Below are 14,476 nucleotides of genomic sequence, written 5' to 3' on the forward strand. Positions count from 1 at the left end.
ATGCGGCCCCGAGCGCCGCGATACCGGGAGCAACCGCCTGTTCGGCGTTCCGGGCGCAGAGTTCCGGGCGCAGCGTCCCGAGCCGGTGTGACGCACGCCGCGCCCGCATCGTGGGCACGCTCACGGGCGCCCCGGAGGCGACGGGATAAGGTGGAGACCGTCAGAACGACACCCTTTAACACCGTCCCGTGAGGCGGAGAAGGAGGTCGCCAGTGACTGCTGGCACCGGCATGCCCGGAACACCCGAACCGCGTGACGTCCCCGAGGGGACCGTCGTGCTCGGCGCGAGCGACGTCGCCCGCGCCCTCACCCGGATCGCGCACGAGATCGTCGAGCGCGCCAAGGGTGCCGAGGACGTCGTCCTGCTCGGTATCCCCACCCGCGGCGTGACCCTCGCCGCGCGCCTCGCGCAACGGCTCGCGAGCATCGACCCGGCCTTCGACCCGGAGGGCGACCTCGGCGAGCTCGACGTCACGATGTACCGCGACGACCTGCGTCGCCAGCCCACCCGCGCGGTCGGCGTCACCCGCCTGCCCGCGTCGGGGATCGAGGGCAAGACGGTCGTCCTGGTCGACGACGTGCTCTTCTCCGGCCGCACCATCCGCGCGGCCCTCGACGCCATCGGCGACCTCGGGCGCCCGCAGGCCGTGCGCCTCGCGTGCCTCGTGGACCGCGGGCACCGCGAGCTGCCGATCCGGCCCGACTTCGTCGGCAAGAACCTCCCCACGGCGCAGACGGAGCGCGTGCGCGTGCTTCTCGCCGAGGTGGACGGCACGGACGCCGTGGTGATCAGCGGGCGCGAGCCCGGCGCCGGCGCCCCGTCCGCCGATCCCGCGGCCGAGGGGGGTGCGCGATGAGGCACCTGCTGTCCACCGCGGACCTGGCCAAGGACGAGGCGATCGAGCTGCTCGACACCGCCGCGCAGATGGCGGCCACGCAGTCCCGGGCGATCAAGAAGCTCCCGACGCTGCGGGGCCGCACGGTGGTGAACCTGTTCTTCGAGGACTCCACCCGCACGCGGATCTCGTTCGAGACGGCGGCCAAGCGGCTGTCCGCAGACGTCATCAACTTCTCGGCCAAGGGGTCGAGCGTGTCCAAGGGCGAGTCGCTCAAGGACACCGCGCTCACGCTGCACGCCATGGGGGCGGACGCCGTGGTGGTCCGGCACTGGGCGTCGGGCGCGCCGTACCAGCTGGCGCACGCCGGCTGGCTGGACGCCGCCGTGCTCAACGCCGGCGACGGCACCCACATGCACCCCACGCAGGCGCTGCTGGACGCGTACACGATCCGCCGGCACCTCGGCGGCCACGGCGGCGGCCTGCGCCGCGGCGGGGACGACGGCGTCGATGCGGACCTGGCCGGCGTGCGCGTCGCGATCGTCGGCGACGTGCTGCACTCGCGCGTCGCGCGGGCGAACGTGTGGCTGCTGCGCACCCTCGGCGCCGAGGTGACGCTCGTCGCGCCGCCCACGCTGCTGCCCGTCGGGGTCGAGGCCTGGCCCTGCCGCACGTCCTACGACCTGGACGCGACGCTCGCGGAATGGCAGCCGGACGCCGTGATGATGCTGCGCGTGCAGCGCGAGCGGATGTCCGGCGGCGCGGGTGCGTTCTTCCCGAGCCCGCTGGAATACACCCGCTACTTCGGCCTCGACGCGCGCCGCCTGGCGCTGCTGCCGGCGCACTCCATCGTCATGCACCCCGGGCCGATGAACCGCGGTCTGGAGATCTCCGCCGAGGCGGCGGACTCCGACCGCGCGGTCATCGTGGAGCAGGTCGCCAACGGCGTCGCCGTGCGCATGGCCTCGCTCTACCTGCTGCTGTCCGGCACCTCCTCGTCCGCCCCTGTCTCGAGCACCACCGAAGGGACCGCCCTGTGACCACCACCTACGTGCTGCGCGGGGCCCGGCCCCTCGGCGGCGAGCCCGCCGACGTCGTCCTGTCCGACGGCGTGATCACCCAGGTCGCGGCCCCCGGCGCCGCGGAGGTCCCCGCCGGGGACGACGTCGTGGAGATCGCGGCCGACGGGCACGTCCTGCTGTCCGGCCTGGTCGACCTGCACACGCACCTGCGCGAGCCGGGCCGCGAGGACGCCGAGACCGTCGCGTCGGGCACCCGCGCCGCGGCGGCGGGCGGCTTCACCGCCGTGCACGCCATGGCGAACACGTCGCCGGTCGCGGACACCGCGGGCGTCGTCGAGCAGGTGTGGCGCCTCGGCCAGGAGGCCGGCTGGGTCGACGTGCACCCGGTCGGGGCCGTCACCGTGGGCCTGGGCGGCGAGCGCCTCGCCGAGCTGGGCGCCATGGCCGACTCGGCCGCCCGCGTCCGCGTCTTCTCCGACGACGGCAAGTGCGTGCACGACCCGATCCTCATGCGCCGCGCCCTGGAGTACGTCAAGGCGTTCGACGGCGTCGTCGCCCAGCACGCGCAGGAGCCGCGCCTCACCGAGGGCGCCCAGATGAACGAGGGCGTCGTCTCCGCGGAGATCGGCCTGGCCGGCTGGCCCGCCGTGGCGGAGGAGGCGATCATCGCCCGCGACGTGCTGCTCGCCGAGCACGTCGGCTCGCGCCTGCACGTGTGCCACCTGTCCACCGCCGGGTCCGTCGAGATCGTCCGGTGGGCCAAGGGCCGCGGCATCGACGTGACCGCCGAGGTGACGCCGCACCACCTGATCCTCACCGACGAGCTGGCCCGCACGTACGACCCGACCTACAAGGTGAACCCGCCGCTGCGCACGGCCGAGGACGTCGAGGCGGTGCGCCAGGGCCTGGCCGACGGCACCATCGACATCGTCGCCACCGACCACGCCCCGCACACCCGCGAGGACAAGGACTGCGAGTGGGGCGCCGCGGCGTTCGGCATGACCGGGCTGGAGACGGCCCTGTCGGTCGTGCAGGCCACGATGGTCGACACGGGCCGGCTGGGCTGGGCCGACGTCGCCCGCGTCCTGTCGGCGAACCCCGCGCGCATCGGGCGGATCGACGACGCCCACGGCCGTCCCGTCGCGGTGGGCGAGCCTGCCAACCTCACGCTGGTGGACCCGGCCGCGACCCGCGTCGTCGACGGCGCCGCCCAGGCCTCCGCGAGCGGCAACACCCCGTTCGCCGGGCGCGAGCTGCCCGGGCGGGTGGTGGCGACCTTCCTGCGCGGGCGCGCCACCGTCCTGGACGGCGCACCCGTGGAGCACGCCGCCGCCACGCGGGGAGGGGCGCGATGAACCTCCCCATGCCCGTCGCCGTCGGCATCTGGGTCGTGATCGGCGTCCTGCTGCTGCTGGTGGTCCTCACCGGCCGGCGGCGCCTCGCGGCCCGCACCCGCGACACGGTCCCGGTGCCGCCGGTGGCGCCCGAGGACCTCGGCGCGCTGCGCCTCGGCCCGCTGGACGCCACCTACGTGTCCTCGACGCTCGCGGGCGACTGGCTCGCCCGCGTCGGGGCGCACCACCTCGGCGACCGCTCCACCGCCCACGTCACGGTGCACGACGCCGGCGTCCTGGTCGAGCGCGACGGCGCCCCTGACGTGTTCGCCCCCACGGCGGCGCTGCGCGGCGTCGGCCTCGCGCCCGGCATGGCCGGCAAGTACGTCGGCGCCGACGGCCTGGTCGTCGTGACCTGGGAGGACCCGGAGGCGGGCGGCGTGCCCGCGGTCGCCCTCGACACCGGCCTGCGCACGCGCCACGAACCCGACCGCTCCCGCCTGGTCGACGCCGTGCGCCACCTCATGACCTCCGCCCCCGCACCGAAGGACGAGCAGTGACCTCCAGCTCCCTGACCAACCCCGCGACCAGCACGGCGCCCGCGGCCCACGCGGCCCTGCTCGTCCTCGAGGACGGCACGGTCGCCCGCGGCCGCGCGTACGGCGCCCGCGGTGCCACCTTCGGCGAGATCGTCTTCTCCACCGGCATGACCGGCTACCAGGAGACCCTCACCGACCCGTCCTACCACCGGCAGATCGTCGTGATGACGGCCCCGCACGTCGGGAACACCGGCATCAACGACGAGGACCCGGAGTCCGGCAAGATCTGGGTGGCTGGCTACGTGCTGCGCGACCCCGCCCGTCGCGTCTCGTCCTGGCGTGCGGACCGCTCGCTCGAGGAGGAGCTCGCCGCGCAGGGCGTCGTGGGCATCAGCGAGGTCGACACCCGCAAGCTGACCCGCCACCTGCGCGAGCTCGGCGTGATGCGCGCCGGCATCTTCTCCGGCGACGCCCTCGTGCGCGAGGTCGCGGGCGGCACGCTCGTCGAGCGGTCCGTCCCCGAGCTGGTCGCCGAGGTGCAGGCCTCCCCGCAGATGGCGGGCGCCAACCTCTCCCCGGAGGTCACGACCGCCCACCCGTACGTCGTCGAGCCGTCGGGCGACTTCGCGGGGCAGGAGCCGCTGGCGACCGTCGTCGCCGTCGACCTCGGTATCAAGGCGATGACCCCGGCGCGCCTCGCCCAGCGGGGCGTGCGCGTGCACGTCGTGCCCCAGTCGGCCACCATCGCCGACGTCGAGGCCCTCCTGCCCACCGACGGCTCGCCGTCCGGTGTGTTCTTCTCCAACGGTCCCGGCGACCCGTCGTCGGCCACCCACGAGATCGAGCTGCTGCGCGGCGTCCTGGACCGGGGCATCCCGTTCTTCGGCATCTGCTTCGGCAACCAGCTGCTCGGCCGCGCGCTCGGGTACGGCACCTACAAGCTCGGGTACGGCCACCGCGGCATCAACCAGCCCGTCATGGACCGCACCACCGGCAAGGTCGAGGTCACCGCGCACAACCACGGGTTCGCCGTCGACGCGCCGCTGGACGCCGTGAGCACCGCCCCGCACGACGCCGAGCGCACCGACGGCCCCGCCTACGGGCGCGTGATCGTCTCCCACGTCGGCCTCAACGACCAGGTGGTCGAGGGCCTGACCGCGCTCGACATCCCCGCCTTCTCCGTGCAGTACCACCCCGAGGCCGCCGCAGGTCCGCACGACAGCGCCTACCTGTTCGACCGCTTCGTGGAGCTCATGACCACGCGCCGGCCCGTGACCGTCCCCGCCGAGGCGCTCGCCGCCCTCTCGTCCACTCCCGCCGCCGGCGAGAAGGAGAACTGATGCCCCGCCGTTCCGACCTCTCGTCCGTCCTCGTCATCGGCTCCGGCCCGATCGTCATCGGTCAGGCCTGCGAGTTCGACTACTCCGGCACGCAGGCCTGCCGCGTGCTCAAGGAGGAGGGCCTGCGCGTCGTCCTCGTGAACTCCAACCCGGCCACGATCATGACCGACCCGGAGTTCGCCGACGCCACCTACGTCGAGCCGATCACCACCGACGTCCTCACCTCGATCATCGCCAAGGAGCGCCCCGACGCCCTCCTGCCCACCCTGGGCGGCCAGACGGCGCTCAACGCCGCCATCGCCCTCGACGAGGCCGGCGTCCTGGAGCAGTACGACGTCGAGCTCATCGGCGCGAACATCCCCGCCATCCAGAAGGGCGAGGACCGCCAGCAGTTCAAGGACGTCGTGGCCAAGTGCGGCGGCGAGTCCGCCCGCTCCGTCATCGTGCACACCGTGGAGGAGGCCGTCGCCGCGGCCGGCGACCTGGGCTACCCGATGGTCGTGCGCCCGTCCTTCACCATGGGCGGCCTCGGCTCCGGCTTCGCCTACGACGAGGCGGAGCTGCGCCGCATCGTCGGACAGGGCCTGCACTACTCGCCGACCACCGAGGTGCTCCTGGAGGAGTCCATCCTCGGCTGGAAGGAGTACGAGCTCGAGCTCATGCGCGACAAGGACGACAACGTCGTGGTCGTCTGCTCCATCGAGAACGTCGACCCCGTCGGCGTGCACACCGGCGACTCCGTCACCGTCGCCCCCGCGATGACGCTCACCGACCGCGAGTACCAGAAGCTGCGCGACATCGGCATCGCCGTCATCCGCGAGGTCGGCGTCGACACCGGCGGCTGCAACATCCAGTTCGCCGTCGACCCCGACACCGGGCGCATCATCGTCATCGAGATGAACCCGCGCGTCTCGCGCTCCTCGGCCCTGGCCTCCAAGGCCACCGGCTTCCCGATCGCGAAGATCGCCGCCAAGCTCGCCGTCGGCTACACCCTCGACGAGATCCCGAACGACATCACCCGCGTCACCCCGGCCAGCTTCGAGCCCACGCTCGACTACGTGGTCGTCAAGGTGCCCCGGTTCGCGTTCGAGAAGTTCCCGGCCGCCGACCCGACGCTCACCACCACCATGAAGTCGGTGGGCGAGGCCATGGCGCTGGGCCGAAACTTCACCGAGGCCCTCGGCAAGGCTCTGCGCTCCATCGACAAGGGCGGCGTCTCCTTCCACTGGGACGGCGCCGCGCCGTCGGGCGCGGACCTCGACCAGCTCCTCGCCGAGATCGTGCGGCCCACCGAGCACCGCATGGTCGGCGTGCAGCAGGCGCTGCGCGCCGTCGTCGCCGGGCATACGACCCTCGAGGCCGTGTTCGAGGCCACCAAGATCGACCCCTGGTTCCTCGATCAGATCCTCCTCATGAACGAGGTCGCCGCCGAGGTCGCCACCAGCGTCACCCTCACCGAGGACGTGCTGCGCCGCGCCAAGCGGCACGGCCTGTCCGACGTGCAGGTCGCCCGCCTGCGTGGCATGGGCGCCTCGGGGGAGGCCACCGTCCGCGAGGTGCGGCGCGCCCTCGGCGTCCGCCCCGTCTACAAGACGGTCGACACCTGCGCCGCCGAGTTCGCCGCGACCACGCCCTACCACTACTCGACCTACGACGAGGAGTCCGAGGTGGCGCCCCGCGAGCGCGAGGCCGTCATCATCCTCGGCTCCGGCCCCAACCGCATCGGCCAGGGCATCGAGTTCGACTACTCCTGCGTGCACGCCGCCCTGACCCTGTCGGAGCGGTACGACACCATCATGGTCAACTGCAACCCGGAGACCGTCTCGACGGACTACGACACCTCCGACCGCCTGTACTTCGAGCCCCTCACCTTCGAGGACGTCCTCGAGGTCTACGAGGCCGAGCTCGCCGCCGGCCCCGTCAAGGGCGTCATCGTGCAGCTCGGCGGGCAGACGCCGCTGGCCCTCGCCCAGCGCCTCGCCGACGCCGGCGTGCCGATCCTCGGCACCTCGCCCGAGGCCATCGACGCCGCCGAGGACCGCGGCATCTTCGGCCAGGTCCTGCTCGACGCCGGTCTCCCCGCCCCGGCGTTCGGCACGGCCCGGTCCCTCGGCCAGGCCCGCGAGGTCGCCGAGACCATCGGCTACCCGGTGCTCGTGCGCCCGTCGTACGTGCTCGGCGGCCGCGGCATGGAGATCGTGTACTCCGTCGACCAGCTCGCCGAGTACGTCGAGCGGGCGCTCGCGGCCGCCGCCGCGGACGAGCGCACGGCCGGCGGGCTCCTGCCCGCGCCGCTGCTCATCGACCGCTTCCTCGACGACGCGATGGAGATCGACGTCGACGCCCTGTACGACGGCGAGGAGATGTTCCTCGGCGGCGTCATGGAGCACATCGAGGAGGCCGGCATCCACTCGGGCGACTCGGCCTGCGTGCTGCCGCCCGTGTCCCTCTCGACGGCCGAGATCGAGCGCATCCGCCGCTCCACCGAGGCGATCGCCCGCGGCGTGGGGGTGCGCGGCCTGCTCAACGTGCAGTACGCGCTGGTCTCGGACGTCCTGTACGTGCTCGAGGCCAACCCGCGCGCGTCGCGCACCGTGCCGTTCGTCTCCAAGGCCACCGGCACCTCGATGGCCAAGGCCGCGGCCCGCGTCATGGTCGGCGAGTCGATCGCCGAGCTGCGCGCGGCGGGCGTGCTGCCCGCCGAGGGCGACGGCGGCACGCTTGACCTCGGGGCGCCGCTCGCGGTCAAGGAGGCCGTGCTTCCGTTCAAGCGGTTCCGCACCGCGGAGGGCCAGGTCGTCGACACGGTGCTCGGCCCGGAGATGCGCTCCACGGGCGAGGTCATGGGCTTCGACAAGGACTTCCCGCACGCGTTCGCGAAGTCGCAGGCCGCCGCGTTCGGCGGGCTGCCCACGGCGGGCCGGGTGTTCGTCTCGGTCGCCGACCGCGACAAGCGTTCGATCGTGTTCCCGGTGAAGCGGCTGGAGGAGCTGGGCTTCGAGGTGCTCGCGACCTCGGGCACCGCCCAGGTGCTGCGCCGCAACGGCATCGGGAGCACCGTCGTGCGGAAGTTCTCCGAGGGTCGCGGCGCCGACGGCGAGCCGACCATCGTCGACCTCATCACCGACGGTAGCGTCGACCTCGTGGTCAACTCCCCGTCCGGCCAGGGCGCGCGCGCCGACGGCTACGAGATCCGCGCCGCCACGACGGCCGCGGACAAGCCGATGATCACCACGGTGGACCAGCTCGCGGCGGCGGTGCAGGGCATCGAGGCGGTCCGCGGCGGCCCGTTCGACGTGGCCAGCCTCCAGGAGCACACGGCCGCCACGGCGGCCCGGCTCGCGGGGGAAGACGTCGTGGCCGGGGTGTCGGCGTGAGCGCCGCGACCGTGCCGTTCGGCGCACGGCTCGCCGCGGCGATGGACGCCCACGGGCCCTTGTGCGTCGGCATCGACCCGCACGCGTCGCTGCTGGCGGCGTGGGGGCTGGGCGACGACGCCGCCGGGGTCCGCGAGTTCGGGCTCCGCGTGGTCGACGCGCTCGGCGGACGAGTCGCGGCGTTCAAGCCGCAGGCCGCGTTCTTCGAGCGGCACGGCTCGGCCGGCGTCGCCGCCCTGGAGGACGTGATCGCCGCGTCCCGCGCCGTCGGCACGCTGACCGTCGTCGACGCCAAGCGCGGCGACATCGGCTCGACCATGGGCGCGTACGCCGACGCGTTCCTCGCGGACGGCTCGCCGCTCGCGGGGGACGCCGTGACCGTGTCGCCGTACCTGGGGTTCGGCTCGCTGGCCCCGGCCGCCGAGCTCGCGGCCCGCACCGGCCGCGGCATCTTCGTGCTGTGCCTCACCTCGAACAAGGAGGGCCATGAGGTGCAGCACGCGGTCGGCCCCGACGGCGTGAGCGTCGCGGCCTCCGTCGCCGCCCAGGCCGCCGTGCTCAACGCCGGCGCCGTCGCCGAGGGGCTGCCGATGGGCTCGGTCGGGCTCGTCGTCGGTGCCACCGTCGGCGACGCGGCCCGCGAGACCGGCACGGACCTGGTGGCCGTGAACGGCCCGTTGCTCGCCCCTGGCGTGGGCGCGCAGGGCGCGGGGGAGCGCGAGCTCGCCCAGGTCTTCGGCCCGGCACGGCGGCGCGTGCTGGCGTCGTCCTCCCGCGGCGTCCTCGCCGCAGGCCCCGACGCCGACGGGCTGCGCGCCGCGGCCGCCACGGCGACCGCCGACGCACGCGCCGCGCTGCGGGGTTGACGGGCCCGCCCGGAAGCAGGGACCAGCACCGCCGAGGGCCGCACCCCGCGAGGGTGCGGCCCTCGGCCGTCGTCGCGCGTCCTCCGGAGGCCGGGGCGGGGTGCTCAGGACGGCGGAGCGAGCTGCCAGACCGACACGTGCCGCTCGCTCTCGGCGGTGAAGGGCGTGCCGTCCCAGTCCTCCCAGCGGTCCACGAGCCGCATCCCCGCGATCCGGGCCATGAGGTCCAGCTCGGCGGGCCACACGTACCGGAACGGCAGCCACCGGAAGCGTCCGGAGCCGTCCGCCCCGACCGTCACGTGGTTCGAGGTGAACCGCTGGGTCACCACGTCGATCCGGTCGAAGCCCACGTACCCGCCACCGGCGTCGTCGGGGGCGACGGCGAACGGCACGGTGTCCTGCCCGGGCGGCATGCGCCGCAGGGGCGGCACCCCCACCTCGACGACGAAGTGGCCGCCGGGGCGCAGGTGGGCCGCCGCGGTGCGGAAGCAGTCCACCTGGCCCTCCTGCGTGGTGACGTTCCCGATCGTGTTGAACACGAGGTACGCGACGGCGAACTCCCCGGGCACGCGGGCGCTCGTCATGTCGCCGATCGTCACCTCGACACGGTCGCCGCCGGGCTTGTCCGCGATCCGCGCGGCCATCGCGCGGGACAGCTCGATGCCGCGGGTGGGCACGCCCCGCAGCGCGAGCGGCGCGGCCACCCGGCCGGTGCCGACGGCGAGCTCGAGCGCCGCGCCGTCGCCGGCGAGCCCGGCCAGCACGTCCACGGTGCGCGCGACCACGTCGGGGTCGAACTCGGGGTCGGACGAGGTGTCGTAGCGGGCGGCCACGCTCTCCGGGAACCAGCCGTCGGCCGCGCTGTCGGGACCGTCGTCGGCACCGGTCTCGGGGGAGCCGTGGACGACGTCGTCGGGGGCGGTCCCGGGGGCCCGGGCGGAGGGCGGCGGATCGATGGCCATGCCGGCGACGCTAGGGCGGCGGTCGGGGCGCTGACGAGGGGATTTCCCCCCGCACGCGCCACCTGCGGAGATATCCTGACCCGTATGCCGCTTTCCTCCCGGTCGGCGGGTGGGGCGAACTGCCCTACGGATTGCCGCCTCCGCAGGTCGTGGCTACTTTCGAGTGAGCAGTTCCCTCATCAGCGGCTCGAGAAGAGTAGGTGACTTGCGTGGCTCTCCCCCCTCTCACCCCGGAACAGCGTGCGGCGGCCCTTGAGAAGGCGGCCGAGGCTCGGCGCGTGCGCGCCGAGATCAAGAACCGGTTGAAGTACTCCCAGGGCTCCCTCAAGGACGTGATCGAGCAGGGGCAGAAGGACGACGTCGTGGGCAAGCTCAAGGTCGTCTCGCTGCTCGAGTCGCTCCCCGGGGTCGGTAAGGTGAAGGCCCGGGCGATCATGGAGGAGATCGGGATCGCCGAGACCCGCCGGGTCCGCGGCCTCGGGCCGCACCAGGCTTCGGCGCTCATCGAGAGGTTTGGCTGACATTTCCGCACCACCCGCCGGCAGTCCGGCACCGCAGCAGGCCCCTGTCCCGGCGGACGCGGGCGCGAGGCCGGCCCGTCTGACCGTGCTCGCCGGGCCCACGGCCGTGGGCAAGGGCACAGTCTCCGCCGACATCCGCGCGCGCTACCCGCAGGTGTGGCTGTCGGTCTCGGCGACGACGCGGCCCCCGCGCCCCGGCGAGGTGCACGGGGTGCACTACCTGTTCGTCTCGCCCGAGGAGTTCGACCGGATGGTCGCCGAGGGCCAGATGCTCGAGTGGGCGGTCGTGCACGGGCGCAACCGGTACGGCACGCCGCGGGGGCCGGTCGAGGAGCACCTCGCCGCCGGGGTGCCCACGCTGCTGGAGATCGACCTGCAGGGTGCACGGCAGGTGCGGGACTCCATGCCGGACGCGCACTTCGTGTTCCTGTCCCCGCCGAGCTTCGATGAGCTGGTGCGGCGCCTCGTCGGGCGCGGGACCGAGGACGCCGAGGAGCGGGAGCGGCGCCTGAGCACCGCGCGCACGGAGCTCGCCGCCGAGGCGGAGTTCGACGTGACGATCGTCAACGACGACGTCACGCACGCCACCGACGAGCTCGCGCGCGTGATGGGTGTGACGTCCGCGACGCCACAGGTCACGCTGTAGGCCCTGCTGCGGTCCACCGCGCGTGCGCGGGTAGGATGGACCGCTGAACCCCGACCTTTCCTGAGACTGTCTGGAGTGTGACCCATGGCCGGAACCGTGGCCCAGCCCATCGGCATCACCGACCCGCCCATCGACGAGCTGCTCGAGCGCACCGACTCGAAGTACGGCCTCGTGCTGTACGCGTCGCAGCGCGCCCGCCAGATCAACGCCTACTACTCGCAGCTCAACGAGGGCCTGTTGGAGAACGTGGGCCCGCTGGTCGAGACCCGCAACCAGGAGAAGCCGCTCTCCATCGCGATGCGCGAGATCAACGAGGGCCTGCTCGTCTCGACGCCGGTCGAGGAGAAGCCCGAGGACGCCGCGGACCAGGTCGCCGAGCCCGGCGACGAGATCACCTTCTGACGCGTCGCCGTCGGGCGGTCGGGACGGGTAGCTGGCGATGAGGATCCTGCTGGGCGTCAGCGGCGGCATCGCCGCGTACAAAGCGGTGCTGCTGCTGCGCCTGCTGCGCGAGGAGGGCCACGCGGTGCGGGTGATCCCGACCGCGTCGGCCCTCCGTTTCGTGGGCGCCCCCACGTTCGAGGCGCTGTCGGGTGAGCCCGTCACCGACGAGGTGTTCGAGGACGTCGCCCACGTGCCGCACGTGGCGCTCGGCCAGGGCGCCGACCTCGTCGTCGTGGCACCCGCGACCGCCGACCTGCTGGCCCGCGCCGCGACCGGCCGGGCGGACGACCTCCTCACCTCGACCCTCCTCACGGCCCGCTGCCCGGTGGTGATGGCGCCCGCCATGCACACCGAGATGTGGGAGCACCCCGCCACCCGCGCGAACGTCGCGACGCTGCGCGAACGGGGCGTCACGGTGATCGACCCCGCCAGCGGCCGGCTCACGGGCGCCGACACCGGCCCGGGTCGCCTGCCCGAGCCGGAGGAGATCGCCCGCGTCGCCCTGGCTACGGTGCAAGGCGCCTCCGGCACGGCGGCGGTGCAGGACCTCGCGGGGCGCGCGGTCGTCGTCTCCGCCGGCGGCACCCGCGAGGCCATCGACCCCGTGCGCTTCATCGGCAACCGCTCCAGCGGACGGCAGGGCGCGGCGCTGGCCGAGGCCGCCCGCGCCCGCGGCGCCGACGTCACGCTGGTGGCCGCCAACCTCGACGACGCGGTGTGTGCCCCCGCGCGGGCAGCGGGCGTCGCCGTCGTCCCCGTGGAGTCCACCGCCGAGCTGCGCGACGCCGTGCGGACGGCCGCCGCGGACGCGGACGTCATCGTGATGGCGGCCGCCGTCGCCGACTTCCGCCCCGCCGAGGTGCCCGACGCCAAGATCAAGAAGGTGCCCGGCTCCGGCCCGGCGCCGATCGCCCTCGTGGAGAACCCGGACGTGCTCGCGGAGCTCGCGCGCGACCGGCTGCGCGCCGGGCAGCTCGTGGTCGGCTTCGCGGCCGAGACGGGGGACGCCGACGGGTCCGTCCTCGAGCACGGGCGGCGCAAGGCCCTGCGCAAGAGGGCCGACCTGCTCGCCGTGAACGCCGTGGGCGGCGGCCGCGGGTTCGGCGCCGCGACGAACGCCGTGACCGTCCTCGACGGGCGTGGCGAGGTCGTCGCGGAGACGGCAGGCTCCAAGCGCGAGGTGGCCGACGCGATCTGGGACGCCGTGACGAAGGCCCTGCCCACGATCTGAGATGTTCCCGGCATGTGAGATTTTCTCCTGCTCGGGGACGTGGCCGGGCGGGCTCGTGCCCGTAGGCTGTGCCGCATGACCGATGCGCTGCGCCTCTTCACGTCCGAGTCCGTGACCGAGGGCCACCCGGACAAGGTGTGCGACCAGATCTCCGACGCCATCCTGGACGCGCTGCTCGCGCAGGACCCGCACTCCCGCGTCGCCGTGGAGACGATGGTGACCACCGGCCTCGTGCACGTCGCCGGCGAGGTCACCACCGACGCGTACGTCGAGATCCCGCAGATCGTGCGCGAGGTCGTGCGCCGCATCGGCTACACGTCGTCGGCGATCGGCTTCGACGGCGACTCGTGCGGCGTGTCCGTGTCCATCGGGCAGCAGTCCCCGGACATCGCCCAGGGCGTCGACAAGAGCCTCGAGGACCGCGACGACGCGTCCGGCCCCGGCCTGGACCGCGACCCCCTCGACGCGCAGGGTGCCGGCGACCAGGGGCTGATGTTCGGGTACGCCACCGACGAGACGCCGTCCCTCATGCCGCTGCCCATCTGGACGTCGCACCGCCTCGCCGAGCGGCTCGCGGCCGTGCGCCGCTCCGGCGAGCTGCCCGGGCTGCGCCCCGACGGCAAGACGCAGGTGACGATCGGCTACGACGGCGACCGCCCCGTGCGCGTCGACACCGTGGTCCTGTCCACGCAGCACGACGCCGACATCGTGCAGGAGAAGCTGCAGCGCGAGGTCGCCGACCAGGTCATCGGCCCCGTGCTCGCGCAGGTGGCCGCCGAGACCGGCATCGAGACCGCGGGTGCGCGGCTCATCGTCAACCCGACCGGCAAGTTCGTCGTCGGCGGCCCCCAGGGCGACGCCGGCCTCACCGGCCGCAAGATCATCGTCGACACCTACGGCGGCATGGCCCGGCACGGCGGCGGCGCGTTCTCCGGCAAGGACCCGTCGAAGGTGGACCGCTCCGCGGCGTACGCGATGCGCTGGGTCGCCAAGAACGTCGTGGCCGCCGGCCTCGCGCGCCGGTGCGAGGTGCAGGTCGCGTACGCGATCGGCAAGGCGCACCCCGTGGGCCTGTACGTCGAGACGTTCGGCACCGAGACCGTCCCCACCGAGCGGATCAGCGCCGCCATCGGCGAGGTGTTCGACCTGCGCCCCGCAGCGATCATCCGCGACCTGGACCTGCTGCGCCCCGTGTACGCGGCGACGGCCGCCTACGGCCACTTCGGGCGCGACCTGCCGGGGTTCACGTGGGAGCGCACGGACCGCGTCGACGCCTTGCGCGCCGCCGTCTGAGCCCTACGCCGCGCGCATGCCCCGTGTATCGGTGGTGCGCACGCGTGGGGGCGAGTCTTCTTCGC

Annotated in this window: 13 protein-coding genes; 12 read left to right on the plus strand and 1 reads right to left on the minus strand. The window is 73.9% G+C overall.

Features of this window, described 5'->3' with window-relative positions; translation table 11 throughout:
• Window positions 1–212: 212 nt before the first annotated feature.
• Genes pyrR through pyrF form a run of 7 tightly spaced genes read left to right on the plus strand, consistent with a single transcriptional unit; the run spans window position 213 to window position 9,314 of the window.
• Window positions 213–857 (plus strand): bifunctional pyr operon transcriptional regulator/uracil phosphoribosyltransferase PyrR, encoded by a 645-nt coding sequence (pyrR, locus tag ACFWDO_RS10070; protein ID WP_380323774.1) that lies wholly within the window; start codon window positions 213–215, stop codon window positions 855–857.
• Complete coding sequence (locus tag ACFWDO_RS10075; protein ID WP_380323771.1) at window positions 854–1,876, plus strand: aspartate carbamoyltransferase catalytic subunit; 1,023 nt, start codon at window positions 854–856, stop codon at window positions 1,874–1,876. The genes pyrR and ACFWDO_RS10075 overlap by 4 nt, the downstream gene beginning before the upstream one ends.
• Window positions 1,873–3,213 (plus strand): dihydroorotase, encoded by a 1,341-nt coding sequence (locus ACFWDO_RS10080; protein ID WP_380323768.1) that lies wholly within the window; start codon window positions 1,873–1,875, stop codon window positions 3,211–3,213. Before ACFWDO_RS10075 ends, ACFWDO_RS10080 begins: the two co-directional genes overlap by 4 nt.
• The gene (locus ACFWDO_RS10085) at window positions 3,210–3,752 is read left to right on the plus strand and encodes a hypothetical protein (RefSeq protein WP_380323765.1); all 543 of its coding nucleotides are present in this window, start codon (window positions 3,210–3,212) and stop codon (window positions 3,750–3,752) included. The genes ACFWDO_RS10080 and ACFWDO_RS10085 overlap by 4 nt, the downstream gene beginning before the upstream one ends.
• Window positions 3,749–5,071: a glutamine-hydrolyzing carbamoyl-phosphate synthase small subunit gene (carA, locus tag ACFWDO_RS10090; protein WP_380323762.1), complete on the plus strand. Its 1,323-nt coding sequence runs from the start codon at window positions 3,749–3,751 to the stop codon at window positions 5,069–5,071. The genes ACFWDO_RS10085 and carA overlap by 4 nt, the downstream gene beginning before the upstream one ends.
• Window positions 5,071–8,448 (plus strand): carbamoyl-phosphate synthase large subunit, encoded by a 3,378-nt coding sequence (gene carB / locus ACFWDO_RS10095; protein WP_380323759.1) that lies wholly within the window; start codon window positions 5,071–5,073, stop codon window positions 8,446–8,448. Before carA ends, carB begins: the two co-directional genes overlap by 1 nt.
• The gene (gene pyrF, locus ACFWDO_RS10100; RefSeq protein ID WP_380323756.1) at window positions 8,445–9,314 is read left to right on the plus strand and encodes an orotidine-5'-phosphate decarboxylase; all 870 of its coding nucleotides are present in this window, start codon (window positions 8,445–8,447) and stop codon (window positions 9,312–9,314) included. Before carB ends, pyrF begins: the two co-directional genes overlap by 4 nt.
• Before the next feature lie 104 nt (window positions 9,315–9,418).
• On the opposite strand, the gene ACFWDO_RS10105 is transcribed toward pyrF, so the two are convergent.
• On the minus strand, window positions 9,419–10,276 hold the full coding sequence (locus ACFWDO_RS10105) for a class I SAM-dependent DNA methyltransferase (protein WP_380323753.1): 858 nt from the start codon (window positions 10,274–10,276) through the stop codon (window positions 9,419–9,421).
• Window positions 10,277–10,485: 209 nt separating this feature from the next.
• On the opposite strand from ACFWDO_RS10105, the gene mihF reads away from it, so the two are divergent.
• From mihF to metK, 5 genes are all read left to right on the plus strand, one after another.
• Complete coding sequence (mihF, locus tag ACFWDO_RS10110) at window positions 10,486–10,797, plus strand: integration host factor, actinobacterial type (protein WP_380323750.1); 312 nt, start codon at window positions 10,486–10,488, stop codon at window positions 10,795–10,797.
• Window positions 10,798–10,882: 85 nt separating this feature from the next.
• Window positions 10,883–11,443, plus strand: coding sequence for a guanylate kinase (gene gmk, locus ACFWDO_RS10115; RefSeq protein WP_380323747.1), 561 nt, complete (start codon window positions 10,883–10,885; stop codon window positions 11,441–11,443).
• Between the two features lie 84 nt (window positions 11,444–11,527).
• Window positions 11,528–11,845 (plus strand): DNA-directed RNA polymerase subunit omega, encoded by a 318-nt coding sequence (gene rpoZ / locus ACFWDO_RS10120; protein ID WP_380323744.1) that lies wholly within the window; start codon window positions 11,528–11,530, stop codon window positions 11,843–11,845.
• 37 nt (window positions 11,846–11,882) lie between these two features.
• On the plus strand, window positions 11,883–13,118 hold the full coding sequence (gene coaBC / locus ACFWDO_RS10125; RefSeq protein ID WP_380323741.1) for a bifunctional phosphopantothenoylcysteine decarboxylase/phosphopantothenate--cysteine ligase CoaBC: 1,236 nt from the start codon (window positions 11,883–11,885) through the stop codon (window positions 13,116–13,118).
• Window positions 13,119–13,193: 75 nt separating this feature from the next.
• On the plus strand, window positions 13,194–14,411 hold the full coding sequence (metK, locus tag ACFWDO_RS10130) for a methionine adenosyltransferase (RefSeq protein ID WP_380323738.1): 1,218 nt from the start codon (window positions 13,194–13,196) through the stop codon (window positions 14,409–14,411).
• Window positions 14,412–14,476 lie beyond the last annotated feature (65 nt).

This window comes from Isoptericola sp. NPDC060185 (genome assembly GCF_042728595.1).
Classification (GTDB): domain Bacteria; phylum Actinomycetota; class Actinomycetes; order Actinomycetales; family Cellulomonadaceae; genus Isoptericola.